This window comes from Streptomyces sp. NPDC048565, from assembly GCF_040650935.1.
Lineage (GTDB): Bacteria > Actinomycetota > Actinomycetes > Streptomycetales > Streptomycetaceae > Streptomyces.
Genome location: NZ_JBEZIH010000019.1, coordinates 104171 through 129936 on the forward strand (window position 1 = coordinate 104171; position 25766 = coordinate 129936).

The following is a 25766-nucleotide window of genomic DNA, read 5'->3' on the forward strand; positions in this document are numbered from 1 at the left end:
CGACGCTGTCGCCCTGGGTGAGGGGGCGCGGTTGAGCGTCCGGCGCCGGGTCACGGACCTGCAGTGCCCGCGCGGCGCAGGTCCGCGATCCCTTGGCCGAGGGCGGCGCGTAGGTGAGCGGAACGGCCCGTCGACAGCAGGATCGACACGCCCCCTTGGATCGCGGCCAGCAGCGCCGCAGCCCTGGTGTCGACATCGAGTGTCGCAGGAAGCTGGCCGGTGGCCTGTAGCGACCGGATGCCCGCAGCCAGGTTCTCCTGCCAGCGGCGCATCAACTCGATCACGATGGCCCGCGCCCCAGGGGTCGAGCGCCCGACCTGATGAAACAGCGATCCGAGCGGGCACTCGTCCCCCTGGACCTCGTACCGCTCGATCACCACGTCCCGCCACTGCTCCCAGGCCTCCCACGAGTCCAGGCGGCCCAGGTACGGCTGCTGGTCTTCCAGCACTTGATCCGCCTCGAACTGGGCGACCGCGACGAGCAGTTCGTCCTTGCCTTCCGGGAAGTAGTGGAACAGCTGACTCTTGCTGGCGCTGGTCCGCGCCATGATGTCGTCCAACCTCGCCGATCCGACACCCTTCTCCCGCAGCACCGCGGCGGCTCCCGCGACGATCCGGCTGCGCGTCGCCTTCCCCTTCGTCGTCAGCTCCCCGCGCAAGACCTGCCTCCTCAAAATGGACTCCACGGTCCAGCGTAATCCCGGCACGCGTCCGTGCCGCGGTCGACGACCACGAGCTACGGGGAGAACGATGGGTCCGACCACCGCTGGACCGCGCGACGATCACAGTCAGCCGTTGGCCTCCGCGAGCCGGGCCGCCTCGGCGCGGGTGCGGGCCTGCGTCTTGCCGATCGCCGGCGACAGGTGATTGCGCACCGTGCCCTGGGACAGCCGGAGTGCCCTGGCGATGTCAGCCACGGTGCCGCCCTCTACGGTGGCGCGCAGTACGTCCGCCTCGCGGTCGGTCAGCGGGCTCGCACCACCGGCCAGGGCTTCCGCGGCGAGGGCCGGATCCACGAAACGCAGCCCGGAGTGGACGCGGCGGATGGCGTCGACCAGCTGTTCGGGCGAGGAGTCCTTCACGACGTACCCGGACGCGCCCGCGGCCATCGCCCGCGAGGGGTAGCCGGGCCGGCTGAACGTCGTGCAGATGATGGTGCGGCAGCCGGGCAGCGCACGCTGGAGGTCGGCGGCGGCGGCCGTCCGGTCGCGCGAAAATTGCCTGCCGCGGCGCTAGGACGCGCTTGCCCGGACTGGGTGCATCCGGTGAAGACCCCTCCGGGCGACCCCACGAATGCCGACCGCCAGTACCCAGAACAGGAGGGGAAAGGCAGCGACCCGTTCCATACCTCCCATACCGAGCCCGAGATAGTGGTGGGAGAGGAACAGCCCGAAGGCCGTGAGCGCTGCGACCCCCAGCAGGCCGGTGCCCCAGCGCAGAGGACCCGGTATGTGTTCTGCCAGGGCGAATCCCGCCAGGACGAGACCGATGTTGCCGGCTGCCATGATGAGCAGGGCGCCCAGGAGGTGCTGGTTCTCGTTGACGTCAGCAGGGGCCAGCCCGGCCAGCGCGAAGCCCACGCCGGCTCCGGCGAGCAGCAGTCGGGCCGTGGCAGCGGCCCGACTGCTGCGCCACAGGGCACCACCGGTCAGGGCCGCGCCGACAATGACCAGCACTCCCAGTCCGATGAACGAGACATTCATCAGGCCGTGTTCGGGGGAGCAGACATACCGCGGCTCAGGCTCTGCCTGCAGGGCGCAGTGAGCGTTGCCCAAGTCACTGATGTTGTTCCGCGCCCAGCTGTACGGTCTGGCCCAAGCCGACTCGGCGACCTCCTGGACGACGAAGAACTGCACCACGCCCACGATCCATGCCGAGTACCCGATCCGGACTCTCACCCGTTCACCCCTCCGTCACGCAGAATGCAGAATCACGTGTGGACAGCCGATCACGCGGTGCGGGACCCAGACACTCCGACGAGCCCCCTGGATCAGGGTGGGGCAGACCCTACGGAACGATCCCGCATGCTCGGCACTCGCGCGCTCGTGCTCGAAATCCCCGCCCAGGCCTGCCACTCGGCGATCAGCAGTAGTCGGGCAGTGCCATCGCCGAGTGTGCCTCGCGTCCTTCCTGCGCACTGGCCATCGCCAGCTCCTTCGCCGCCACCTCCGGATCGCGCACCAAGGCGTTGCGGGCCTCGAGCTCTTCGCGCGTCGCGGGCGTGACCACCGAGCCGCCGTTGGTGGCCAGCGCCTGGTTGAGCTCCGCGAAGGGCCGCATCCTGCGCTCGTAGGCCGCGAAGGCCTGGGTGTGGTCCGCGTGTGCGGCGAGTTCGCCGGCCAGGACGTACGCGCCGACGAGCGCGACGCTGGAGCCCTGACCGGAGAGGAACGAGGTGGCGTGCGCGGCGTCCCCCGCCAGTACGACGCGCCCCCGGGACCACGTGGGCATGTGAATCTGGCTCACGATGTCGCAGAAGAGGTCGTCGGCCTCCCGCATGCCCGCCACCAGACGCGGCACGTGCCAGACCTGCTCGGGGAAGTGTGCCGCGACCAGGTCGCGTTGGGCCTGCGGGTCGCGGAAGGCGTCGAAGGGCGCGGTTTCGCTGGCGAAGGTGAGGAAGCCGTGCACACGGTCGGACTGCTCGTAGGCGTAGAGAACCGCGCCGCGTCCCGGCTCGTTCCAGAGGACGGCCTCGTGTGCGAACCCGAACTCGTTCGGCAGTGTGAAGCCGGCGAACACGCGCCCGAGATAGTGGTGAAAGGGCTCCTCGGGGCCGAAGACCAGCCGGCGTGTGTTCGAGTGCAGTCCGTCCGCGCCGATCACGAGGTCGAAGGTGCGGCGTATCCCGCTGTCGAAGGCGACGTGCACGGCGTCCCCGGTGTCGTCGAGTGTCGCGATCGAGTCGTTGAAGAGGAACTCGACCCGCTCCCGCACCGGCGTGTGGAGCGCGTCGGCCAGGTCACCGCGCCGGACCTCGAGGTCCAGGCCCGCCTCTCCACCGGTGAACTGCTCGGGCCGCACCGAGCCGACCGTCTCGCCCGCCGAGTCCACGAAGGTGATCCGCCGGCTGTCGACGTGCGCCTCGGTCAGGCGGGGCAGCAGGCCCATGCGGTCGACGACCTCGCGGGCCGTGCCGCGAATATCGATGGCGTACCCGCCCCCGCGCACGGCGGCAGCCTTCTCGACGACGGTCACCTCGAAGCCGTGGCGGTCGAGCCAGTACGCGAGCGCGGGGCCCGCGATACTGGCTCCTGAGATCAGTACGCGACGGGCGGGACGAGAGTTCTTGGTCATGGGTTCTCACCTTTCTGCCCGGGTGGGCCCCGGGATGACGAAGGCGGTACGCATGGCATGCACACTAAAGATGCGTACCTTAGGTATCTTTATGTAGGTCATAGGGCGCCGCCATCGACGCCGACCGAGCCCGACTGTATAGATACCTAACTCAGGTATGCAAATGGAGACGTCATGACGACCGAGCCACCAGGGCCTTCCACGCCGGAGAACCCACCCCCTGACCTGCTTGCCGTGCTGCCCCGGATCACCCAGCTCAGCAGCGCACTCACCAAGGGCCGACTCATCGAACATGCCGCCGAAGCGGCCGGCCTCACTCTCGACCGCCCCGCCGTGGGCGTGCTGGTGGCCCTCCGGACCGCGGACAAGCCCCTGCGGATCGGCGAAATCGCCGACCGTATGCAGGTCGTGGGCCCGCACGTCACCCGTCAGGTTCAGGCCCTGGAGAAACGGGGCCTGGTACGGCGCGTCGCCGATCCCCACGACCGCCGCGCGAGCCTCATCGAACCCACCGAGGCGGGCACGGAGGCTGCCAACCGTTACGTGACCTCCCTGCTGGGCTGGTTCGCCAAGGCGCTCGCCGACTGGCCGCAGCAGGACCGCGACGACCTCACCCGCCTCCTTGCCCGTCTCGCCGACGACGTGACGGCACGGCTGGCGCGGTTCGACGAGGAGGAGGGGGGAGGCGTGTGAACACCCGGCGCTCCGGCTCGGCGCTCCGGCCCGGCGGGCCGCAGGCCATGGACGGGGTGTCAGGACTCGCGAGAACACCGACTCAGCCCAGGTCGGCGTGGGGCTGGAGAACCAGCAGGACGGGGCCGGAGCCGCCGCATGGTCTGAACGGCCCCGCGCACGTAGGGCGGTGTGTCCACCGCCTACCGCCCACCGTTCGGTGGGTGCGGGTTCGACCAGCTCGCGCCACGCCATCGCGCGCTCCGCGCGATGTGCCGTCAGTGCTGCTGCTCATCCTCGACGATCGTCGGATCCGAGGTCTCAGACCGCGACGGAGACCAGGTCCACCACGAAGACGAGTGTCGAGCCCGCCGGGATCAGCGACGAGGGCGACTGGTTGCCGTAGCCGAGGCGCGGGGGAACGATGATCTCGCGCCGGCCGCCGACCTTCATCCCTCTGACCCCGCGGTCCCAACCCTTGATGACCTTGCCACCGCCCACGGCGAACTTGAACGTCCGGCCCCGGTCCCAGGAGGCGTCGAACTCCTTTCCGGACTCGAAGGTGACCCCGGCGTAGTGAACCTGGACGACCCTGCCCGGCTTCGCCTCGAGCCCGTCCCCGACCACGAGGTCATGGATCGTCAGCTCGGTGGGAGCGTCACCCTCCGGAAGGTCGATCTCGGGCTTCGTCTGTTCACTCATGGGGTCACCGTACGGCCTGGCCGCATTCGAACAGCAAGTCACCCTGAAGGAGTTCGACTTCACCGCCCACTCCAAGCTCCCAGCCGCCCCGGACCATCGCGCGCTTCCGACTGGCCGATGACAGCTTCGGCGAACATTGCTACCCGGCCGCCGCCTTCTCGCTTCCCCGGTCCCGGTCTGTCGCAGGGAGGGCGTTGTCGATGAGGACGGCGGCGATGGCGGCGGCGGTGGGGAAGGACTCGGCGTTGAGGACTCGGGTGCGGGCCGAGGCGCCATCGAGGAGCAGCGCCAGTTGCTCGCCGAGCTGTTCGGGGCTGGCGGCGCCGGCCTCACGGGCCGTTTCGGCGAGCCGCGCGGCGATGGCGAGCTTGTAGTCACGTGCTGTTCGTCGAGGAAGGGGTCATGTCTTCATCACGGGTCGGCGGCAGGAAGCGCTGGACGAAGCCATCAAGGTGATCGGCCGGAACGTGACCGCAGTGCGGGGTGACGCGGCCGACCTGGACGACCTGGACCGTCTGTACGAGACGGTCGAGCGGGAAAAGGGCTCGATCGACGTGCTGTGGGCGACTGCGGGTATGGGCGAGCAGGGCAAGCTCGGCGAGATCACCGAGGAGCAGCTCGACCGCGCGTTCTCCCTGAACGCGCGCGGCACGCTGTTCACGGTGCAAAAGGCACTGCCACTGCTCAACGACGGCGCCTCGATCTTCATGACCGGATCGAACGCCTCGCTCAAGGGCTTCCCCGGGTGGAGCGTGTACGCGGGGAGCAAGGCCGTGCAGCAGGCGTGGGCCCGTGTGTGGCTGAACGAACTGAGGGACAGGCGGATCCGGGTGAACGTGCTGCCCCCGGCCAGGTCGCCACCGCCAAGCAGGAGGAGTTGTTCGACGAGGAGACGAAGCGGCAGTTCGAGTCCCTGATCCCACGGGGCGAGATGGGCCGCCCCGAGGAGGTCGCGACGGTCGCGCTGTTCCTCGCCTCGGACGACTCAAGTTATGTGAACGGGCTGGAACTGACCACCGACGGCGGCACCACGGTGATCTGAACGAACACCCAGGCATGTGCTGTGCGTGCACCCCCGCCCACAGCTCGGCAGAAACGAATCACAGCGAAAGTTCGAGAACAGAGAAGAGGGTGAACCTCATGAGCAGCATCAGCATCATCGGTACCGGGGAACATGGCCCGTACCATCGGCGCGCTGGCGGTAGCGGGTGGCAACACCGTCGAGGTCATGGGCCGCGATCACTCCAAGGCCGCTGACCTGGGCAAGGCTCTCGGCGGCGGCGCCACGACGGGGGAGTGGGGCGCCGTCCCGGACGGGGACATCGTCATCGTGACCCTGCTGTTCGACAGTGTCGTTCCGACCGTCGCCCACTACGGAGACGCCCTTGCGGGCAAGGTCATCGTCGACATCAGTAACCCCTTCAATTCCACGTTCAACGGGCTGGCTCACCGCGAGGTCACCTCGGTCGCTCAGGAAGTCGCCAAGGTTGCCCCGGCCGGACGCCCGCCTGCCAGGCGGGCGTCGGTGCAGCCCTGTCATGGCACATCGGATCGCGTACCGCGTAGGCGATGTCTCGATGTCTCGACGATGCAGGTCATCCAGCTACGGAAGTGCCTAGGCGGCGCTCACTGCTGGTACGGCGCGCACACGGTGCCCGTCCACCGTCCGGCTGCTGCTCCTGCGCCTGCTCATGCTCAAGCCCCGCGCCCGCGGGGTCGACGCTGCCGACGGCAGGCCGCCGCGCTGCGGGCGGCAGCGCGGCGGAATCGGAAGACCGGTTGAGTTCCGGACAGAGCGCCGACTGCGTGCTCGCGGTCTGCCCGTTCGCGCCGCTTGCGGTCCTGTACCGACATAATCGGATCCTAGCGTCACTAGACAATCGAGCGACAGTAGGTCTAGCGTTGCATCGTCACCTAGCGGCACTAGGTGCAAGGATTTCATGTCAACGCACCGAGGTCGTCGGCGTGATGGTGGGGGTGGAGTTCTCCGTTGCCTTCGTCATCAACCGATCCTGCGCCTGCTGGTGGCTACCTCCGTCCACCCACTGACCGACAGCGAGAGGAAGTACCGAAGATGGCCAAGCTGCAGAGCCTCGACCCGCAGACGCCGATGTTCGCGCAGTTCAAGGAGGAGACCGGGCCCATCGTCCTGGCCAATACCTTCTTCGTCCCGAAAGAGGCAACTGAAGCGTTCCTGCCTCTCTTTCGGAGGCAGGCGGAGTTCATGAAGGCTCAGCCGGGGTTCATCTCTCTGCGGATGCACAAGGGAACGGCGGGCAGTCAGCTTCTGATGAACGTCGCGGTCTGGGAGTCGACCGAGGCGCTTGCCACAGCGTTCGGCAGCCCGGAGTTCCAGCGTATGGCTGGCGAGTTCCCCGACGACGTCGTCTCGTACCCACACATCTTCGAGCAGATCGACGTATGACACGACGGCTCCAGCCGGGGGAGGGCAGCCGGAGGCGCATTGCCCCTCCGGCTACAGCTACCGCTCACCCAGCTGACGAAGACCCGCAAGGAGAAGAACGATGCAGCTCAAGAAGATCAACACCGTCCTGGCCGCCGTCTTAATTCTCTTCATCCTCTGGTTCGGCACGGAGTTCATCCTGAGCCCGGAGACGACGGCGCCGACCTTCGGTCTGCCTGGCTGGCCGTCCGGCGACGGCGGCGGCTTCCTGGTCATCAAGGGGATCCGCGATGTCGTCCTGGCCCTGGTCCTGGGCGTCCTGCTGGTGACGGGGCACCGCCGGGCGCTGGGCTGGGTGCTGTTGGTGGAGGCCCTCGCCGCGTACGGCGACATGACCACGGTGCTGGCCCACCACGGCTCCGTGTCCACCGCGCTCGGCGTCCATGGCCTGACCGCGACGGTGATGGTGGCCAACGGTCTGCTGATGATCCGCGAGACCCGCAAGGGCGCGGCCGTTCCGGAGATGCCCACCCCGCGGCCCGCCTGACGCCGCCTCACGCGTGTCGGTAGTTGTACACGCGGGCACCCATCGGTGCCCGCCGGGAAGGTGAGGCGTACGGTCTCCGTCCAGCGGGCCGGCGGGTGGGCGGCCCGGTCCCGCTACGACACCGGACGTCTTGTGGTGCGGACATCAAAGTGAATGCCACAGGCCGCCGACCTGTTCGGCGTGCCGCGGGGCGATCGAGGGGCTCGGGCGGGCGGTACGGACCTCGTTCGTCTGCGGCTTCTCGCGGACATCGACGTGCGCCAGGAGATCCACGTGGGTTGTAGGTGGTGGAGAGCCGGAACTCCGCGAACAAGGACTTCTTCCACCGCAAGGGCGGCGATCTGGCGTGGGGCCTGGGCTCCGGTCCTGGTCGGAGCCCAGGCAATGTGCGTGAACGTCACCAGGGGATGTCGGTGGCGGTCAGGAGGAGGATGCGTCTCCTCCGCCGGTCGCGATGGCGCTTCGGACGCAGTCGCGCAGCAGGGCGCGGCGCTGGTCGTGTACGGCATCGGGTTCTTGGCTGCTGGCCGCGTAGACGTTGCTGACCGGTGACCAGGCCATGGACATGGCGATCACCATGGCCATGATGTCGAACGGGTCACCCGCCCGGACCCGCCCGGCGGACTGGGCCTCGGTGATGGCCGTGAGCTTCCGGTCGTCGTAGTGCTGGTGGGTCTCGACGAGGTGCCCGGCAGGCCGGCGCTCCAGTCGTGTCCAGGTCGCCAGCCGGATGAGGTCGGGGCGGCGCAGGTACTCGTCGTAGAGGCGGACGGCCCACTCCGCGAGATCGTCGGCGTCGATGGGTACGACGTTGGTGATCCGCTCCAGCGAGCTGAGGAAGATCGCATCGAAGAGGCGCTCCTTGTCGCCGAAGTAGGCGTAGAGCTGTGCCTTGTTGGTGCGCGCTGCCGCCACGACGCGTTCGATGCGCGCTCCGGCGATGCCGTGCTGGGCGAACTCTTCGGTCGCGGCGTCCAGGATGCGCTGGTAGGTCGCGGCGCCTCGCGAGGTCTGGGGCTGTTCCGGCATGCGCCGATCCTACCAAACAGAAAAGTTGGTTTGCCTCTGGAGTGCGGTCGCGCATACGCTGCAATAGACAGAACAGTCTGTTTTAGGAGTCAGTATGCGAACGACCACCGGATGGCAGGCGGCCGGCCCGACGGCGCCGCTGCGGCGCACCCCGCTGGAACGCCGTGACCTGCGCCCGGATGACATCGCGGTGCGGGTCGACTACTGCGGCGTATGCCACACCGACCTGCACGCCCTGCAGGCGTACGACCAGCAGACAAATGCGCCCCTGGTACCCGGTCACGAATTCACCGGCGTGGTGACCGGGACCGGCCCCGAGGTGACCACCTTCTCGGTCGGGGACCACGTCGCGGTGGGCAACATCGTCGACTCCTGCGGCGTGTGCGCCATGTGTGAAGCCGGACAGGAGAATTTCTGCCACTCCTTCCCAACTCTGACCTACGGCGGCACCGACCGGCAGGACGGGGCGACCACCCTGGGCGGCTACTCCCGCGAGTACGTCGTGCGCGACGCCTTCGCCTACGCGCTCCCCTCCGGCCTCGACCCGGCCGCAGCCGCCCCGCTGATGTGCGCCGGAGTCACCGTCTGGGAACCCATGCGCTCCCTCGGCGTGGGTCCCGGCAGCCGGGTCGCCGTGGCCGGCCTCGGCGGCCTGGGCCACCTCGCGGTCAAGATGGCCGTGGCACTCGGCGCCACCACGACCGTCATCAGCCGCACCCAGGACAAGCGCGACGACGCGCGCAAGCTCGGCGCCCACGACCTCGTCGCGTCCACCGACACCCAACAGATGGCCGCGGCACGCGACACCTTCGACGTCGTCATCGACACCATCTCCGCCCCTCATGACCTCGCCCCGTATCTGAAGCTGGTGGCGATGGACGGCACCCTCAGCCTCCTCGGGTACCTGGGCCCCGTCACCGTCGAGGCCATGGACCTGCTCATCGGCCGCAAGAAGCTCAGTTCCGCGGGCAGCGGAGGCCGCCCGGCGACAGCCGAGATGCTCCAATTCTGCGCCGACCACAGCATCGCCGCCGACATCGAAATACTCCCGTCGTCGCAGGTGGACACGGTGCTCGACCGCCTCCGGCGCAACGACGTCCGCTACCGCTTCGTGCTCGACATGTCCGACCTGGACTGAAAAGACGGCGGTCCCCGGATGAAGCCGACGCGCGTTCTCGATCACGGCCTCCCTGTTCCGTCATGATTCCGCGCCTCGGTTATGCAGTCGTGCAGCCGGTTGCGCACGTCCCGCAGGTCCGTCATCTGCCGGTCGAGGCGGTCGCGTTCGGCCGCGAGCAGCTCCAGCAGTGTGCCGCTTCGCTGTCGCTTCCGCCACCGAGCTCAACCTCGGTGAAGCGTCCCTGGTGGGTGCTCGGGTGGTGGTCACTGAACTCTTCTCGGTAACGCCTCGTGACGTTTTGTGATCTTCGTTCAGGCGGTGCGGCCGTGCTCGAGCTGGAGCAGGACGAGGGCGGCTCGGGCGATGCGGGTGATGGCCGCAGGGTCGAGGCTGACCCTGCGCAGGGCCTTGAAAGTGACCTTCAGCAAGGCGTTGGCACGTTCGGCGACAGCGTGGACGCCTCGGATCACGGCGTTGAATGCCTGGTCGGGCTGGGCGAGTTCACTGCCGTGATCTTCGCAGACCCGTTCCTACCAGGGCTTCACTCGTGCCTGACCCCGAGTCACCATCCCGCCGTCCGGCAAGACCGGCCGACCCGCCGTGCCAACACCGCCTGCACACTTCTCTGACCTCTTCCTGACATCGCGTGACTACTGTCCTGCGCATGCGTATACCATCTCGTCGCCCATGCGGTCAGCAGGGCAGCACCCGCAGGACCCTCCGCCGCGCGATCGGGGCCACCGTCACAGTGTCGGCGGCCGTCGTCGCGCTGGTCACGCCGGCCGCGGCCGCCAACGCCGCACCGCACAACCCGTCGTCCAGCAGCGGCGGCGCGGATGGACCGGACGCCACCACCCCCCACGCCGGCGCCACGACCGCACAGGATCGCAACCGGATCGACGCCTACTGGAGCCCTGAGCGGCTGAAGCTGGCGGGCGCTGTGGTCCCCGAGATCACCCCCATACCCGAGGACGACGACACGCCGGACGACCCGCGGCCGCTTCCCGCGAACACGCCGGACTCCGGGTCCGTGTGGACTCACGGCGGCGCGGTGGAGAAGAACGTCGGCCGCCTGTTCTTTACCTTCTCCGACGGCTACGACGGCAGTTGCACCGCGACGGTCGTCACGAGCGCCAACCGCAGTACCGTCATCACGGCAGCACACTGCCTGAGAGGCGTCGGCGCGCCTTCCGACGACGACACCTGGAACCACAACTTGTACTTCGTGCCCGGCTATCGCAACGGAACGAAACCGCTCGGCGGCTTCAGTATCAGGACCATGGCCACCTCTTCCCGCTGGAACGCCGATCCGAACGCCACCGCACCGTCGGACGTCGCTGCCGCCGGCTACGACACGGGGCTCCTTGTGGCGAACCCCGCGGCCGGGGGGCACCCGATCGAGGACGTCGCCGGAAGCCAGCGAATCGGGTTCGACCAGCCCGTCAAGGACGAGTTCGTCCACACCTTCGGGTACCCGAAGGACGGACTCAATAACCCCGGGGACAAGTACGTCGGATCCCGCATGATCCACTGCGCGGGCACGAGCCACCCCGGGCCCAAGGCTCCCCTGCTGTGGGGTGAGACCTGCGACATGTCAGGTGGCTCGAGCGGTGGCCCTCACCTGGCCCACTTCGACACCCGCACCGGCACCGGCACCGTCGTGGGCGTCACCACCACCGACGAGGAACTCGCGGGCGGGCAGACCCCCACGCTCTACGCCACGCGCCTCGGTGACAGCGCCCACCGTCTCTACGACTGGGCGCAGTCGCGTTAGGACTCCGCTGAAGCACGGTTCGGCTTCTGCCGCCGGGGACCCGCACTATGGGCGGTCCCGGCGGCGTGCGGTCGAGAACAATGATTGCCGCCTCGCTTCCACTTGTTTCAGGCAATGCGAGGGAGACCGCCCGTGTGGGGCGGAGTTCAGCGGGCCACCAGCCGGGCCGCGTCCGCGGTGAAGACCGCACGCCCGGCGGCAATCCTGCGGTCCCGGTCAGGGCCGGGGCGTGCCAGTCGGTCCAGTGAGTCGAGCAGCGTGATGTCGTCGACGACGTATTCGGTGATGCCCGTGTCGGCCATCTCGCGCACGCCCTCTGCCCCGTGGCCCGGAATCGGGCGGTATCCGATGACCGGTACCCCGGCGGCCAGGGCCTGCGTGGCCGTCTGCCCCGCGGCATTGTCGACCAGCGCGCTGGATGCCGCCATCAGGTCGGGCAGGTCCTCGATCCAGCCCAAGGCCAGGACGCCGGGGACTCGGGAGGCGCGGGCCCGCAGCTTGTCGTCCTTGCCGCACAGCAGCACCGGCAGGTGGCCTGCTCCGGCAAGCAGGAGCGCGGTGCCGGTCAGCCTCTCGCCCACACCCCAGGCACCGGCTGATACCAGCACCACGGGCCGGCCCGGGCCCCGTCGCGCCAACTCCCGTGTCCAGCGGTCCGGCGGACGGCCCGTGTGTGTGCGGCCGGCGTCGGTGAAGGCCCGGGGTACGACCGGCCCGCACACTTTTGCCGGGCGTCCGGTCGCGGCGCGTACTCGTGCCGCGGCGGCGTCCGTCGGACACAGATACAGATCGTTGCCCGGATGGAGCCACTGCCGGTGCACGGCGAAGTCGGTGACCACGACCGTGCTGGGCGGGCAGTCTCCATGCGTGGCCCGCAGCCGGCCTGTGACCTGGGCGGCCTGGTGGAAGGTGGAGACGAGTGCGTCCGGGCGCCAGCGGTCGACGACATGGCGCAGGCGGGGCTCAAGGACCGCGGCCAGCGGAGCGGTATCCGGCGCCCAGCCGTCGCGCCGCCCGGCCGGTGCCCCGTGGTCGCGGAAGAACGCCGCATAGACCGCCTGGTAGGCCCATGGACAGTGGCGGAGCGCGGTGCGATAGGCGGCGCGCAGACCTCGGCCTGTGCCGACGGGCAGGAGGTCGAGGAGGTCCACGCACGCGGTCCTGTGGCCGTCGGCCCGCAGCCGCCCGGCCAGTTCGGCAGCGACGGCGTCGTGACCGGCACCCATGCTTGCGCTGACGATCAGAAACCTGCCCATTCCTGAATATTCCTCCGAGGGCGGCCCGGGTGCCAACCCTGTACCGGGGAAGTCGTTAGCCCAGAGGGGCGATGCACGTTTGCCGGTGTGCCGGTTGCATGAAGGATGACTCAGTACGTCCGGTGCGGGCTGGCTCGGAAAGAGGCTCAGCACGTCGGCGGCCACGAAGGACGGAAGCCCATGCGCGCGAGCACCCCACCCCTCGGCAACCTGCCACCCCGCGGCACCCCCGCTGCCGAAGCCGACGTGTCGCCGTCGGCCGCGGCGGGCCGGGCTGCCCTCGGTGGACGGAAGGCCGTGTTGATCACCGGCGCCTCCTCCGGTATCGGCGCCGAAGTCGCTTCCCGGCTCTCGGCCGGTGGCCGGTGGGAGCTGCTGCTCAGCGGACGGGACGAGGGCCGGCTCGGCGAGGTCGCCGCCCGCACCGCCGGGACCGCGCTACCGATGGACCTGGCCTCCCAGCAGGGCTGCCGGAGTCTGGCCGAGGCGGCCCTGGCGCACAGCGGCAGGGTCGACGCACTGGTCGCCGCAGCGGGGTTCGGCTGGGCCGGCGCCTACACCGACATGACACCTGCTGTCGTGAATCGCCTGGTGAGCGTCAACGTCTGCGCCGTGCTTCATCTGGTCAACCTGTTGCTGCCGCAGATGGTGTCCCGTGGGTCGGGCCGACTGGTGCTGATCGGCTCGGTGGCCGGGCGGCTCGGTGTACGGGGTGAGGCGGCGTACGCGGCGACGAAGGGCGCGCTGATCCCCTTCGCGGAGAGCCTGCGCTACGAGCTCCAGGGAACCGGCGTACGACTCTGCCTGGTGTTGCCCGGCCCCGTCGACACACCGTTCTTCGACCGCCGTGACGCCCCGTACACGCGCTCCTGGCCCCGGCCGCTACCGGCCGGGCGGGTCGCGGCAGCAGTCGAGGACGCACTGACCGGGGACCGGGACGAGATCACCGTGCCGCGCTGGCTGGGCTTTCCCGCCCGACTGCAGGGTATGGCCCCGCATGTCTTTCGCAGGCTGGCCATGCGCTTTGGCTGACCGGCTTCCGGCTTCCCGTGCAGCGGAACGAAAGCCGGGGGCTGACACATGATCGCCCTTTCCATCGCACTGGCGCTGTTCGCCGCGCTCGGGAACGCCGCCGCCTCCGTACTGCAGCGCCGCGCCGCAGCGGCCGACCCGCCCGACACCTCCGGCGGGCGCCTCGTCGGCCGGTTCGGCTTCGTTCGCCGTCCGGCCTGGAGCTGGGGGGCGGGACTCCTGATCGTCTCCGGGGCGGCGCAGGCCCTCGCCCTGGCGACGGGGCCACTGGCAGTGGTTCAGCCGGTGATGGCGACGGAGCTGTTGTTCACGCTTGTGGTGGCCGCTGTCGTGTTCCGGTGGCCGCCCGGGGCCCAGGCCTGGGGCGCGTTCGTCGGGATGGCGCTGGGGCTGGCGGCCTTCCTCCTCCTGGCCGGCCCGACGGGCGGCATGGAGACGGCTCCGCCGAAGAGGTGGCTCTTCAGCGCCGTACCCGCCATTGCCGTGTCGATCGTGCTGGTCGTCGTGGGCGCGGGGCTGCGGGGCTCGGCGCGGGCAGCGACGCTGGGGACGGTGACCGCCATCGGCTTCTCCTTCACCGCGGCACTGGTCAAGGACCTGCTCGGTCTGCTCGGCGGATCCGGGGGCGTGTTCACCTCCTGGCAGATCTACACGGCCGCAGCCGTCGGCCTGGGCTCCTTCCTGATGCTGCAGGCCACCCTGCGAGCCGGCTCCCTGGCGGCGTCGCAGCCCGCGCTCACCCTCGGCGACGCGCTGCTGAGCGTCGTGCTGGGTGTGTCGCTGTTCGAGGAGCAGATCACCATCGGCTGGCGACTGCTGCCGGAAGTGGCATCGCTCGGGCTCATCGCGCTCGCCTGTGTGCGTCTGAACAGGTCACCATTGGTATCGGGCAAGGAGGCACGGAGATGGTGAGACACCCTGGTCCGCAGCGTGCGGGCATGATGTCCGGCGTCGCGGCCGGTGCGCTGACCGCGGCCGCCGCGTGGCATGTGGGCCCCGCCGCCACCTGGCTGCCACCTGTACGGAGGATATTCTTCCCCGCACTGGACGGCCGAGGCCGTCCCGACCATGTGGCGCTGACATTCGACGACGGGCCGGACCCGGCCAGCACCCCGTACTTCATGCGCGTTCTCGCCGAGCACGAGGTGCGGGCCACCTTCTTCCTCGTCGGCGCGTCGCTGATACGCCATCCCGCCCTCGGCCGGGCACTCGTGGCAGGTGGTCACGAGGTCGCCGTGCACGGCTGGCGGCACGACCGGCCCCGGTTTCCCACGCCGTCGCGTGACGTACGGGAGGTGGAGCGAGCCGCCGACGCGGTCCGGCGGATCTGTGGGACGGCTCCGCAGTGGTACCGACCGCCCTACGGCATTCTCACCGGCGGCCGGCTGGCCGGCGCCCGCCGTGCCGGCCTGCGACCTGTCCTGTGGTCGACGTGGGGCAGGGACTGGACGGCGAACGCCGATGCCGGCTCCGTGAAGGCATCGGTCCTCAGAAATCTGACCGGCGGCGGCACCGTGCTGCTGCACGACGCGGACGGGTGGAGCGCGCCCGGCGCGTGGCGAGCCACGCTGGGCGCGCTGCCCGGCCTGCTCGCCGAGTGCCGCGGACTCGGTCTGAGCGTCGGCCCACTGGGTGAGCACGGCGTCGGACACGTCGAGGCGCTACCGGGCCGCCGCCGATGCCGCCCGTTGTCCCCGGGGCCTTGAGCCCGCATCTCGGAGCGTCAGCGGCTGACCTGCCGTCACCTTGAGGGTCCCTGACGGCTGAAAGCCAAGACTCTTATGCGTCTGTAACCGTGCGGCTGTTTTCATGAGCGCCATGAGGGTTCTGCTGGCCGAAGACCACCGTGTGCTCGCCCGTACGATCGCGAAGGGGTTGCGTCGTGAGTCGATCGCCGTCGATGTCGCGGCCTGTGGCGACGAGGCCGAACGGATGTGTCTGCTGACCGAATACGACGTGCTCGTGCTCGATCGCGATCTTCCGGTGCTGACGGGCGACGAGGTGTGCCGCCGCCTGGCCTGCCTGACGGTGCGTCCCCGGGTGCTCATGCTGACGGCGGCCGGCGGCACCGACGACAAGATCTACGGGCTGACCGAACTCGGCGCCGACGACTACCTGGCGAAACCCTTCGACTTCGCCGAACTCGTGGCCCGTATCCGGACCCTGTACCGCCGCACGCCGAGACAGCCGGACGCGGTGCTGCGGCACGGCGGCATCCGGCTGGACCGCGTGCGCCGTGAGGTGTTCGCCGACGGCCGTCCCGTGGACCTCACGCCCAGGGAGTTCGACGTCCTCGACATGCTGTTGAAGTTCCGCGGAGAGGCCGTCTCCCACAGGGACCTCCTGCGGACTGTCTGGGACGAGAACCTCGACCCCCGCACCAGTGCCGTCCGCGCCACCGTCAGCAGACTGCGGAGGAAACTCGGCGGTCCCGGCACGATCGCCGTCGACACCGGACTCGGCTACCGCCTCGCCCCATGAACGCCCCCCGACGCATGCCCAGCATGCCCCGTATCCCCCGTATCCCTCTCCGCCGGATCTCGCTCTCGCGTATCCCGTTCCGCTCCCGGCTGGCCCTCGCGTTCGGCGGTCTCTTTCTGCTGGCCGGCACCTCGCTGCTGGCGTTCGTCGTCCTTCTGGCGCGCTACGGGACGGCGGAGAGGACAGCCGGCATCTCCGTCAGCAAGATCCCGGCGGATCCGGACGACACGGCGTCGCCGCCCGAACAGTGGGATTCGGCGGATCCCGGGGGAGCGGTGTCCCAGCCCCATCAGGGGCATACCGGGTCCGGCGGGGTGGACGGTGCGGAGAGCGAGGCGGTCGCCCTGGTCAGGGAGACCGTGCAGGCCGTGCAGACCACGGCACTTCAACAGATGCTCTTCTGGTCGGTCATCGGCCTGGTCCTCATGACCGTCGTCGCGGCACTGACCGGCAGATGGCTGGCCGGCCGTGCGCTGCGTCCCGTCTCCGCGGTCACCGAGACGGCGCTGCGGATGAGCGAGCAGAGCCTTGACCAACGGCTCGGCCTGACCGGCCCGAACGATGAACTGCACCGTCTCGCCGACGCCTTCGACTCCATGATGGACCGCCTGCAGCGTTCCTTCGACAGCCAGCACCGCTTCGTCGCCAACGCCTCCCATGAACTGCGCACCCCGCTCGCCGTGCAGCGCGCCTGCATCGAGGTCGGGCTCGCCGATCCGCTCCCGGGCGACCTCGCGGAGACCCGCGAGGACCTCCTCACCACCAACCGTGAGGCCGAGCGGCTCATCGCGTCCCTCCTGCTCCTGGCGCGCAGCGACCGGGGACTTGAGCGCACGCAGGAGGTGGAACTGGCGGAGCTGACCGACGCGGCCACGGCCGACCTGCGTCACCTTGCCGAGGAGAAGGGACTCGCGCTGCACACAGAGTTCGACGCCCCGGCGCGGGTGACCGGCGAGCCGGTGCTGCTGCGCCATCTCATCTCCAACCTGGTGGCCAACGGGCTCCGGTACAACCGGCCTGACGGCCGGGTGGACGTGACGGTGCACGGCAGGACGCTCACCGTCACCAACACCGGACTGCCGGTCGACCCCGAGCGCGTCGAGGGACTGTTCGAGCCGTTCCGGCGCCTCGGGCAGGACCGTACCGGCACCACGGGGCATGGCCTCGGGTTGTCCATCGTCCGGTCCATAGCCCGTGCACACGGCACCGATCCGCACGCCGAACCGGGTCCTGACGGCGGCCTCAGGGTCACGGTCCGCTTCGCCTGACAGGCCGGGCAGTCCAAGCTCTAGGTCCGGGGCCCCGGGCCGACCCGTGTGCCAAGGGGATAAGGGCGCGGTGAGTAACTGCCCTTGCACGCTTACCGAGATGAACACCCCGGCGGGATGGGATGGGAGCACACCGAGCACGGTGGGACCGTGGCCGGCGTTCACCGGGCGATACCCCCGTCCGGGGCGGCGGGAGCGTCGGCGGCCGGCCGGCCGAGCAGCTCCTCCAGGTTCTGGCCGGTGGTGCGCAGCAGGAGGGCCACCCCGCCGAGCGCGGCCGCCTCGCCGTCGAGAGTGGAACCGCGCACCTCGATGGCGCGAGGGGCGGACGGCAGGGAGAGCGCGGCGAGCTGTTCCCGGATGGGGGTGAGGACGAGGCTGTCCAGGGCGGCCGGCTCCCCGTAGACGACGATGCACTCGGGGTCGACCTGCGCGGCGAGGGCGGCGAGGACCCGGCCGGCGGTGACGGCCGCGGTCCGGATCACGTCGGCCACCTCCGGCACCCCCTCGGTGGCGAGCGCGAGCAGCTCCGCGGCGTCCTGGGCCATCACCCCGCGATCGGCGCAGGCGGCGAGCAGCGCGGGCACGGAGATCAAGCCTTCCAGACAGCCGCGGCCACCGCAGTGACAGGGCTTGCCCTCGGGGTCGCAGCTGGTGTGGCCGATCTCGCCGGCCACACCGTGCGCGCCGTGCACCAGCGCGCCGTTGACGACCAGTCCGCCACCGACCCCCTCCGACCAGCGCAGATAGACGGCGTTGTCGAAGCCGCGGGCGGCGCCCCAGGTGACCTCGGCGAGCGCGGCCAGCCGGGAGTTGTTGTCCGTGAGTACGGGCGCGTCGAAGTGCCGGCTCAGCTCGGCGACGACATGGCCGGCGAACGGCGTCATCGTGCGCGGATCGCCGGAGGCCGGATTCTGCACGAAGCCGGGGAGGCCGAGGCCGATGCCCTGGACGGGGGCGAGGCTGATGTTCTCGCGCCGCACCAGCTCCTCGACGGCGCGGATCGCCTGCGCGGCCCGTTCTGCGGCTCCGCTGTCCGCCGGTACGGGAGCGCTGTAGCGGCCGACGATCTCATGGGCGCAGTTGGCCACCACCACATGGATCCGGTGGCGCTGGAGATCGATACCGATCAGCTCGGCGCCCCGGGAGTTGAGGGAGATCACCAGGGCGGGCCTGCCCCGGCCGCGCGGCTGCTCCGGGTCGGGGGCCGGCTGCTCGACGACGGCATTGCGCTCCAGCAGATGGGACACGATCGCGAACAGGGTGGTACGGGAGAGCCCGACCCGCTCCTTGAGCTCGGTGCGGCTCAGCGCACCCGACCTGCGCAGTTCACCGAGTACGGCGGCTTCGTTGGCCCTGCGCAGGCGTTGCAGGGCGTCGGTGCGTTCCGTCATGGACGCATGGTCGATCGGTCAAGGGGTTTCTGTCAACGCACGGGACGAATTCACACAATGTTTATTCCCAAGGGTTGACGTAAAAAAGTGGTCCTCCATACAGTTCCGGTCAATCGCCCGCGCCGGTACGTCGCCCAGCACGCCTGGACCACCTGCCGGCCGGCTCCCCGGCAGCACAGTGAGCGACCACCGAAAGGGCGGCCCGAGTGGCTCCGCGCAACGTCCTGTTCCTGATGACCGACCAGCACCGGGTCGACACCCTGGGCTGTTACGGCAACCCGCTCGTCGACACCCCGGCCCTGGACGCCCTGGCGGCCGGGGGGACCCGCTTCGACCGCTTCTACACCCCGACCGCCATCTGCACTCCGGCCCGTGCCTCGCTGGCGACCGGTCTCCACCCGTTCCGCCACGGGATGCTGAACAACCCCGAGCGCAACGGCGGCAGCAAGGACGAACTGTCCGAGGAAAGCCCCATGCTCTGGCGCCAGTTGATGGACCAGGGCTATTCCGTCGGCCACGTCGGCAAGTGGCACATCGGCCGCGAGCGCGGCCCCGAGTTCTACGGCATCGACGGCGAGCACCTGCCCGGCGCCCTCAACCCCGTCCACCACCCCTCGTACGAGAAGTGGCTGGAGGACAACGGCTTCCCGCCCTTCGCGGTGCGCGAAGCGGTCTTCGGGACGGCCGCCAACGGCACCGGCCGCGGGCACCTCATCGCAGGCCGGCTCCAGCAGCCCGCCGAGGCCACCATCGAGGCCTTCCTCACCGACCGCACGCTCGGCCTACTTGACCGCTACGCCGGTGAATGGAAGGCGACCGGCAAGCCGTTCATGCTGTCCTGCCACTGGTACGGCCCCCATCTGCCCTACCTGATCCCCGACAGCTACTACGACCTCTACGACCCCGACGACGTCCCCCTGCCCGCCTCGATGGCCGAGACCTTCGCCGGGAAGCCCGAGGTGCAGCGCCAGTACAGCGCGTACTGGTCGTCGGACGGTTTCGACGCCGCCGCGTGGCGCAAGCTCATCGCCGTCTACTGGGGTTACGTCACGATGATCGACCACCAGGCCGGGCGGCTGATCGAAGCGCTGAAGGGACACGGTCTGTGGGACGACACAGCGGTCGTCTTCACCGCCGACCACGGAGAGTTCACCGGCGCCCACCGGCTCAACGACAAGGGCCCGGCCATGTACGAGGACATCTACAACATCCCCGGCATCGTCCGTGTCCCAGGAGCCCCCGCCCAGGTCAGCGATGACTTCGCCAGTCTGATCGACCTCAACCCGACCATTCTCGAACTCGCCGGCGCACCCGTGCCCGACCAGTGCGACGGCACCAGCCTGCTGCCCCTGCTGCACGGGGCCGACGAGGGGGACACCCGTGACGAGATCGTCGCCGAATTCCACGGCCACCACTTCCCGTACTCCCAGCGCATGCTCCGCGACCGGCGCCACAAGCTGGTCCACAACCCGGAGAGCGTGCACGAGCTGTACGACCTGGAGACCGACCCGCACGAACTGCACAACGTGTACGAGGCACCCGCCTACGCACAGGTCCGGCGCGACCTCACCGTGCGGCTCTACCGCGAACTGCTGCGGCGCGGCGACCCCGCGTACACCTGGATGAGCTACATGGCCGACATCGGCGGCGACCGGGCGGCGGACGTCGACGGCGTCGCGGAGGAGGTGGCATGAAGGCCCCGGTCGACGCTCCCGTGGAACACCGCGGCGAGCGCGGAGCCCCGGAAGGCGCGAAGAGCCCCGAAGGTACGGGGAGCGCCAGGAAGAAGCGGCGCGGCACCGGCCGTCTCACCAACGTGCTGCTCGCCCTCGCGTCCGCCGCGCTGGGCCTGCTCACCTGGGCCGCCCTCGCGAACAGCGGCATCGACGGCTTCCCCGGCCCCGCCGTCGTGGCCCGCCGCGCCGGTGAACTCATCGCCGACGGAACCCTTTTCGCCGACGCGGGCGCCAGCCTGAAGCGCGTCCTGATCGGCTACGTCCTCGGAGTCGTCCTGGCGATACCGGTCGGCTTCGTCATGGGCTGGTACCCGGTCGTGCGCAGGCTGATCGAGCCGTGGCTGCAGTTCTTCCGCATGGTGCCGCCCCTCGCGATCATCCCGCTCGCCATCGTCCTCATGGGCATCGACGAGACCCCGAAGATCTTCGTGATCTTCCTGGCCTCGTTCCTGTCGTCCGTCGTCTCCACCTTCCAGGGCGTCGTCGCCGTCGACGTCACCCTCGTCAACGCCGCCCGGGTGCTCGGCGCCCGGGACCCGCAGGTCTTCATCGGCATCGTCGTACCCGCCTCCACCCCGTTCATCCTGGTCGGCATGCGGATCGGGCTCGGCGCCTCCTGGGCGACCGTCGTCGCCGCCGAACTCATCGCGGCCCAGGGCGGACTGGGCTTCCGGATGCAGCAGGCCCAGATCTACTACGACCTGCCGACCATCTTCGTCCAGCTCATCGCGATCGGCGCGATCGGCCTCGCCATGGACCGGCTGCTGCTCCTCGCCGAGCGTCGGCTCACCCACTGGCAGGAACGGCGGTAACCATGCCCACCATCAACTTCCGTGACGTGACCCGCGACTTCGCGGTCAAGGACGGTGACTTCCTGGCCCTGGACCGGGTCAGCCTCGACATCGACGACGGCGAGTTCGTCACCGTCGTCGGGCCCTCCGGTTGCGGTAAGAGCACTCTGATGAACATCGCCGCGGGACTCCTGGACGCCACCGGCGGGGAGGTGACCGTCGACGGTACCCCCGTCCGCGGGCCCGCCCCCGAACGGGGCGTCATCTTCCAGCAGTACGCGCTCTTCCCCTGGATGACCGTCGCCGCCAACGTCGAGTACGGCCTCAAGGTCGCGGGCGTCAACAAGGCGGAGCGCCGCCGCCGGGCCCGAGAGGTCATCGAACTCGTCGGTCTGACCGACTTCGCCGGCTCCCTGCCCAAGACGCTCTCCGGCGGCATGAAGCAGCGCTGCGCCATCGCCCGCGCGTACGCCGTGGACCCGAAGGTCCTCCTCATGGACGAACCATTCGGCGCCCTCGACTCCCTCACCCGGGTCCGGATGCAGGAGTCGCTCCTGGACACCTGGGGCCGTGACCGGCGCACCGTCATGTTCATCACTCACGACGTCGACGAGGCGGTCTTCCTCGCCAACCGCGTCGTCGTCATGGCGGCCCGCCCCGGCCGCGTCCACACGGTCATTCCGGTCACGCTGCCCTACCCACGGACCGAGGAACAACGACTGTCGCCCGAGTTCGCCGAACTGCGTGCCCAGGTGTGGCACGCCGTCCACCACCAGCCGGCCCCGCTCGAAGGAATGGTGTCATGAAGTCGATCCGTGCTGTCGGCCGTCGAACGGCCGGCCTGCTCCTGGCCCTGTCACTCGTGTCCTTCGCCACCAGCTGCGGGGACGGCTCCTCCTCGGATACCGCTGACGGCGGACCGCGGAAGGTGAAGTTCGGCTACATCGCCGACTACAGCGGCTCCGTCGCGCTGGCCGTCGCCCAGAAGCAGGGACTGTGGAAGAAAGCGGGCATCACGCCCGACCTCAAGGTGTTCACGAACGGCCCGCTCCAGGTCCAGGCACTCGGATCCGGGAACCTGGACTTCGGCTACCTGGGCCCCGGCGCCCTGTGGCTGCCCGCATCCGGCCGTGCCTCCATCGTCTCCGTCAACATGCTGGGCCTCGCCGACCGCGTCATCGCCCGGCCCGGCTCCGGAATCGAGAAGCCCGCCGACCTCAAGGGCAAGAAGGTGGCCGTCGCCGAAGGCACCTCCGGCGACATGATCCTCGACCTGGCGCTGAGCAAGGCCGGTCTGAAGCCCGATGACGTCAAGAGGGTCGCCATGGACGCCTCGACCGTCGTCACGGCGTTCTCCTCGGGCCAGGTCGACGCTGCCGCCACCTGGTACCCGCTGATCGACACGATGAAGAAGAAGGTGCCCGGTCTCAAGGAGGTCAGCCGCACCGAGGACTACTACCCCGAGCTGACCTTCCCGAATGTCTTCGTCACCCAGCCGAAGCTCGCTTCCGGAAACCCGGAACTGGTCAAGAACGTGACCGGGGTGCTCAAGCAGGCCGGTGACTGGATCGCTGCGCATCCCGAGGAGTCGGAGACCGTCGCGGCCGACTTCCTGAAGTTGCCGGCCGGTCATCTCAAGGGTTCTACCAAGTACGTGAAGATCCTGCCCTCGTCCGAGCTGACCGAGCTCGGCAAGGACGGCACGGTCGACGGCTGGTTCGACGAACTGGCCGGCGTTTTCAACCGGATGGGGAAGCTGCCCAAGGCGGGCAAGGCCTCGGACTACTACCTGGGCGACCTGTACGCCGAGGCCGGAAAGACGGATCGCTCATGAACGGCTCCACACACTCCGACGGCACCACCGCGGCCGGCGCCATGAGACGGCGCGGATTCCTCGCGGGGGCGGCCGGACTGGCCGGTGCGACCCTGTTGCCTGGGATCACCGCAACCGAGGCCGCGGCGGACACCGCCCGACCGGCCGGCGCCCCGCTCCGGGTGGTCTCCGGCGGCCGGGCCCGGGCCGCCGTGCTCTGGTGGGGCGCCGGCAGCGCCGAGTTCGCCGCCACCGAACTGCGCGACTACCTCCGCAGGATCACTGGTGTCCGGCTGACGCTGCGTGCCGTCCGGGGCCCCGGATCCTCGGCGCCGGAGGGCGTCACCGGTCTGGTGGCCCTGAGCGCGGGCACCGGCGGAACGGGCGGCTTCCCCGCGAGCAGGCTGGCCGACGCCGGACGCGAACTCGTCGATGCGCCGGAGGACTCCTTCACCCTGCTCGGCGACGACACCTGCCTCCTGCTGACGGGTCGCGGCGACCGGGCCCCGCTGTACGCCGTCTACGCGCTCCTGGAGCGTGCCGGTGTGCGCTTCTTCGCTCCGGCGTTCCCGGCGTACGAGGGCCACCACGAGCACATACCGAGCACCCGCACCCTCGAACTTCCGCCCGTACGCCTCACCGACAGGCCGGCCACCGAACTACGCCGCCAGTACGCCGAGGAGGGGTTCAGCCACACCGCGGCGAGCCTGCCGCCGCTGCTCGACTGGATGGCCAAGAACCGGCTGAACACCTTCGTCTACCCGACCGACTACCTGGGCCTGGGTGTCACCACGTACGACGGAGTGCGCGACGTCCTGGTCCGGGAGGCCACCAGGCGCTCGCTCCGGATCGAGACCGGTGGCCACGGCTACGACAGCTTCCTTCCGATGGCCGACCACCCGCAGTTCTACGAGTCCGGCGGCCCGGTCTTCGACATCTACAACCCCGAGGCCCTGGACGCGTACGTGGCCAAGGTCGTCGCCTTCCTGCGGGAGCGCCCGGAGATCACCCTCTTCGACTGCTGGCCGCCGGATGTCGGCGCCTTCCAGAAGCCCGTCCTCGACCGGTACGGCACCGCCTCCAACGCGGAGTCGGTGGTGGTCAACGAACTCGCCCGGGTGCTGCGCGACGAACTCCCCGGCGTCCGCGTCGAACGGATCGCGTACGCGTCCACGGTGCAGCCGCCCGCCCCGGAGTACGCCAGCGACCCCGAGGTCATCGTGGACTTCGCCCCGTACTCCCGGAACTACGACGGTCATCTGGGTGACCCCGCGGTGGGTGCCAACACGGGGCTGGCGAACGCCCTTCGCGCCTGGCGGACCACGCACCAGGGACCATTGGCGATGTACGAGTACTACCGCCGCTACCGCTGGCGCAGCCTGCCGGTGCACCCGCTCGCCACCATCGCGGGCGACGCGGCCTTCGAGTCCGGGCTCGGGCTCGACGGCATCGGCATGTACAGCGAGCCGGGCGACTGGATCACGTACGAGCACGTGCAGAGCCTGGTCGCCGCGCTGGCCTGGGACAGCGGACTGGACGCGGGCGGGTATCTCGACGGCTACCTCCGGGCCCGGTTCGGCGCGGGTGCGGCCGACGCGATGGGGCGCTACTACGACCTGACACGCCTGGACCCCGACACCCAGGCGCCCGCCACACTCGCCACGGCCTACGGGCAGGCCCGAGCCGCTCTCCGGGAGGCGGCCGGGCAGACGAAGGACGCCGCGCCCCGGACCGTTCTCGACCGGCTGATCCGCAACGCGGACATCGCACTGGCCGACATGCGGATCGGTTCGGCCCCGGCGGACAGCGCCGAACTCGTCGCCGCACGACGGGAGTACCGGGCACTGGTGCACCGCAACCGGTTCAACGGCATCTCCTTGCCCAACATGCAGGCATGGTGGCGCTGGAGCGGCCCGGACGCCCAGTCGCCGTACGACGACGCCCGGATCCGCCAGGACGTCGTCGACACCTACGGGAGCCCGGCGGCCGGGTTCGGCGACCCGGGATTCCTGGTGCTGAGCCGCGGCGGCGACTCCGCGGCGCTCGATGTCGAGGCCCAGGACGTCGACTTCACCGGCCACACCGTCCACTGGACGGCCTCCGCACCCGCCGGGGTCGTTCTGGAGCCGTCGAGCGGCACGCTGAAGGTGCGCGGCACCCGGGGCGACGCCGAGCGGGTGGCTGTACGGGCCACGACGGACGCAGCAGTCGGTACGCACCCGATCACGCTGGAGTTCCGGCTGACCGACGGCACCCGGCTGGTCCCCTCCGCGGTCGAGGCCGACATCCGCTGACCTCCGCTGCCCGGCGCGGTGTGGGGCCGCCTCCCCGGCGGAGGGGGCCCCACACCCGAATCGGGCGAAGAGCAAGCTCGGAGCATCGCCCCCGCCTGGACGACGTGGTGCAGCCTCGCGCGGCGTCCCGCACCGTCGAGGTGATCAGTGACCGTA

Annotated in this window: 22 protein-coding genes and 4 pseudogenes; 17 read left to right on the forward strand and 9 right to left on the reverse strand. The window is 69.8% G+C overall.

All coding sequences use genetic code 11. From position 1 onward, the window contains the following. Window positions 1–50: 50 nt before the first annotated feature. The 4 genes and pseudogenes from AB0C75_RS22925 to AB0C75_RS22940 all read right to left on the reverse strand — a co-directional run bounded on the left by AB0C75_RS22925 (window position 51) and on the right by AB0C75_RS22940 (window position 3297). Entirely contained in the window at window positions 51–659 is a 609-nt protein-coding gene (locus AB0C75_RS22925) for a TetR/AcrR family transcriptional regulator (RefSeq protein WP_362893547.1), read from the reverse strand. Between the two features lie 129 nt (window positions 660–788). Further along, window positions 789–1196: pseudogene (locus tag AB0C75_RS22930) on the reverse strand (response regulator transcription factor); the annotation flags it as partial. 36 nt (window positions 1197–1232) lie between these two features. Next, a complete protein-coding gene (locus AB0C75_RS22935) occupies window positions 1233–1898 on the reverse strand; it encodes a DUF998 domain-containing protein (RefSeq protein ID WP_362893548.1) in 666 nt (221 codons plus the stop codon). Window positions 1899–2082: 184 nt separating this feature from the next. Next, window positions 2083–3297 carry an FAD-dependent monooxygenase gene (locus tag AB0C75_RS22940; RefSeq protein WP_362893549.1) on the reverse strand — a complete coding sequence of 405 codons (1215 nt, stop codon included), beginning with the start codon at window positions 3295–3297 and terminating at the stop codon, window positions 2083–2085. A gap of 174 nt (window positions 3298–3471) precedes the next feature. On the opposite strand from AB0C75_RS22940, the gene AB0C75_RS22945 reads away from it, so the two are divergent. After that, window positions 3472–3990 carry a MarR family winged helix-turn-helix transcriptional regulator gene (locus AB0C75_RS22945; protein ID WP_362893550.1) on the forward strand — a complete coding sequence of 173 codons (519 nt, stop codon included), beginning with the start codon at window positions 3472–3474 and terminating at the stop codon, window positions 3988–3990. 300 nt (window positions 3991–4290) lie between these two features. On the opposite strand, the gene AB0C75_RS22950 is transcribed toward AB0C75_RS22945, so the two are convergent. Then, window positions 4291–4671 carry an FKBP-type peptidyl-prolyl cis-trans isomerase gene (locus AB0C75_RS22950; RefSeq protein ID WP_362893551.1) on the reverse strand — a complete coding sequence of 127 codons (381 nt, stop codon included), beginning with the start codon at window positions 4669–4671 and terminating at the stop codon, window positions 4291–4293. Between the two features lie 434 nt (window positions 4672–5105). On the opposite strand from AB0C75_RS22950, the pseudogene AB0C75_RS22955 reads away from it, so the two are divergent. The 4 genes and pseudogenes from AB0C75_RS22955 to AB0C75_RS22970 all read left to right on the forward strand — a co-directional run bounded on the left by AB0C75_RS22955 (window position 5106) and on the right by AB0C75_RS22970 (window position 7622). After that, window positions 5106–5713: pseudogene (locus AB0C75_RS22955) on the forward strand (SDR family oxidoreductase). A 98-nt stretch (window positions 5714–5811) separates the two neighbouring features. Next, a pseudogene (locus tag AB0C75_RS22960) lies at window positions 5812–6172 on the forward strand (NAD(P)-binding domain-containing protein); the annotation flags it as partial. Between the two features lie 573 nt (window positions 6173–6745). Continuing rightward, on the forward strand, window positions 6746–7096 hold the full coding sequence (locus AB0C75_RS22965) for an antibiotic biosynthesis monooxygenase family protein (RefSeq protein WP_362893552.1): 351 nt from the start codon (window positions 6746–6748) through the stop codon (window positions 7094–7096). Window positions 7097–7196: 100 nt separating this feature from the next. Then, a complete protein-coding gene (locus AB0C75_RS22970) occupies window positions 7197–7622 on the forward strand; it encodes a DUF4267 domain-containing protein (RefSeq protein WP_362893553.1) in 426 nt (141 codons plus the stop codon). Window positions 7623–8042: 420 nt separating this feature from the next. Here AB0C75_RS22970 and AB0C75_RS22975 read toward each other — a convergent pair whose 3' ends face one another. Continuing rightward, on the reverse strand, window positions 8043–8651 hold the full coding sequence (locus tag AB0C75_RS22975; RefSeq protein ID WP_362893554.1) for a TetR family transcriptional regulator: 609 nt from the start codon (window positions 8649–8651) through the stop codon (window positions 8043–8045). Between the two features lie 94 nt (window positions 8652–8745). Here AB0C75_RS22975 and AB0C75_RS22980 point away from each other — a divergent pair, with 94 nt between their 5' ends. Beyond that, complete coding sequence (locus AB0C75_RS22980) at window positions 8746–9789, forward strand: NAD(P)-dependent alcohol dehydrogenase (protein WP_362893555.1); 1044 nt, start codon at window positions 8746–8748, stop codon at window positions 9787–9789. A gap of 293 nt (window positions 9790–10082) precedes the next feature. Here AB0C75_RS22980 and AB0C75_RS22985 read toward each other — a convergent pair. Continuing rightward, a pseudogene (locus AB0C75_RS22985) lies at window positions 10083–10274 on the reverse strand (transposase family protein); the annotation flags it as partial. Between the two features lie 161 nt (window positions 10275–10435). On the opposite strand from AB0C75_RS22985, the gene AB0C75_RS22990 reads away from it, so the two are divergent. Next, window positions 10436–11545, forward strand: a complete 1110-nt coding sequence (locus AB0C75_RS22990) for a hypothetical protein (protein ID WP_362893556.1) — start codon at window positions 10436–10438, stop codon at window positions 11543–11545. 146 nt (window positions 11546–11691) lie between these two features. Here AB0C75_RS22990 and AB0C75_RS22995 read toward each other — a convergent pair whose 3' ends face one another. After that, a complete protein-coding gene (locus AB0C75_RS22995) occupies window positions 11692–12801 on the reverse strand; it encodes a galactosyldiacylglycerol synthase (RefSeq protein WP_362893557.1) in 1110 nt (369 codons plus the stop codon). A gap of 180 nt (window positions 12802–12981) precedes the next feature. Between AB0C75_RS22995 and AB0C75_RS23000 the strand changes: the two genes are divergently transcribed. The 5 genes from AB0C75_RS23000 (at window position 12982) to AB0C75_RS23020 (ending at window position 17582) form a co-directional block, all read left to right on the forward strand. Further along, window positions 12982–13833 carry an SDR family oxidoreductase gene (locus tag AB0C75_RS23000; protein WP_362893558.1) on the forward strand — a complete coding sequence of 284 codons (852 nt, stop codon included), beginning with the start codon at window positions 12982–12984 and terminating at the stop codon, window positions 13831–13833. A 48-nt stretch (window positions 13834–13881) separates the two neighbouring features. Then, window positions 13882–14745, forward strand: a complete 864-nt coding sequence (locus tag AB0C75_RS23005) for a DMT family transporter (RefSeq protein WP_362893559.1) — start codon at window positions 13882–13884, stop codon at window positions 14743–14745. Then, the gene (locus AB0C75_RS23010; protein ID WP_362893560.1) at window positions 14739–15539 is read left to right on the forward strand and encodes a polysaccharide deacetylase family protein; all 801 of its coding nucleotides are present in this window, start codon (window positions 14739–14741) and stop codon (window positions 15537–15539) included. The genes AB0C75_RS23005 and AB0C75_RS23010 overlap by 7 nt, the downstream gene beginning before the upstream one ends. A 112-nt stretch (window positions 15540–15651) precedes the next feature. Further along, entirely contained in the window at window positions 15652–16314 is a 663-nt protein-coding gene (locus AB0C75_RS23015) for a response regulator transcription factor (protein WP_362893561.1), read from the forward strand. Beyond that, window positions 16311–17582 (forward strand): ATP-binding protein, encoded by a 1272-nt coding sequence (locus tag AB0C75_RS23020; protein ID WP_362893562.1) that lies wholly within the window; start codon window positions 16311–16313, stop codon window positions 17580–17582. The genes AB0C75_RS23015 and AB0C75_RS23020 overlap by 4 nt, the downstream gene beginning before the upstream one ends. A 161-nt stretch (window positions 17583–17743) precedes the next feature. Here the strand turns inward: AB0C75_RS23020 and AB0C75_RS23025 are convergent, their stop codons facing one another. Beyond that, entirely contained in the window at window positions 17744–18976 is a 1233-nt protein-coding gene (locus tag AB0C75_RS23025) for an ROK family transcriptional regulator (protein WP_362893563.1), read from the reverse strand. A 206-nt stretch (window positions 18977–19182) separates the two neighbouring features. Here AB0C75_RS23025 and AB0C75_RS23030 point away from each other — a divergent pair, with 206 nt between their 5' ends. Genes AB0C75_RS23030 through AB0C75_RS23050 form a run of 5 tightly spaced genes read left to right on the forward strand, consistent with a single transcriptional unit; the run spans window position 19183 to window position 25610 of the window. Continuing rightward, window positions 19183–20670 carry a sulfatase-like hydrolase/transferase gene (locus AB0C75_RS23030; protein WP_362893564.1) on the forward strand — a complete coding sequence of 496 codons (1488 nt, stop codon included), beginning with the start codon at window positions 19183–19185 and terminating at the stop codon, window positions 20668–20670. Beyond that, window positions 20667–21524 (forward strand): ABC transporter permease, encoded by an 858-nt coding sequence (locus AB0C75_RS23035; RefSeq protein WP_362893565.1) that lies wholly within the window; start codon window positions 20667–20669, stop codon window positions 21522–21524. Before AB0C75_RS23030 ends, AB0C75_RS23035 begins: the two co-directional genes overlap by 4 nt. A gap of 2 nt (window positions 21525–21526) precedes the next feature. Beyond that, window positions 21527–22309 (forward strand): ABC transporter ATP-binding protein, encoded by a 783-nt coding sequence (locus AB0C75_RS23040; protein ID WP_362893566.1) that lies wholly within the window; start codon window positions 21527–21529, stop codon window positions 22307–22309. After that, the gene (locus AB0C75_RS23045; protein WP_362893567.1) at window positions 22306–23337 is read left to right on the forward strand and encodes an aliphatic sulfonate ABC transporter substrate-binding protein; all 1032 of its coding nucleotides are present in this window, start codon (window positions 22306–22308) and stop codon (window positions 23335–23337) included. Before AB0C75_RS23040 ends, AB0C75_RS23045 begins: the two co-directional genes overlap by 4 nt. Then, window positions 23334–25610, forward strand: a complete 2277-nt coding sequence (locus tag AB0C75_RS23050; RefSeq protein ID WP_362893568.1) for a DUF4838 domain-containing protein — start codon at window positions 23334–23336, stop codon at window positions 25608–25610. Before AB0C75_RS23045 ends, AB0C75_RS23050 begins: the two co-directional genes overlap by 4 nt. The last annotated feature ends 156 nt before the right edge of the window (window positions 25611–25766 follow it).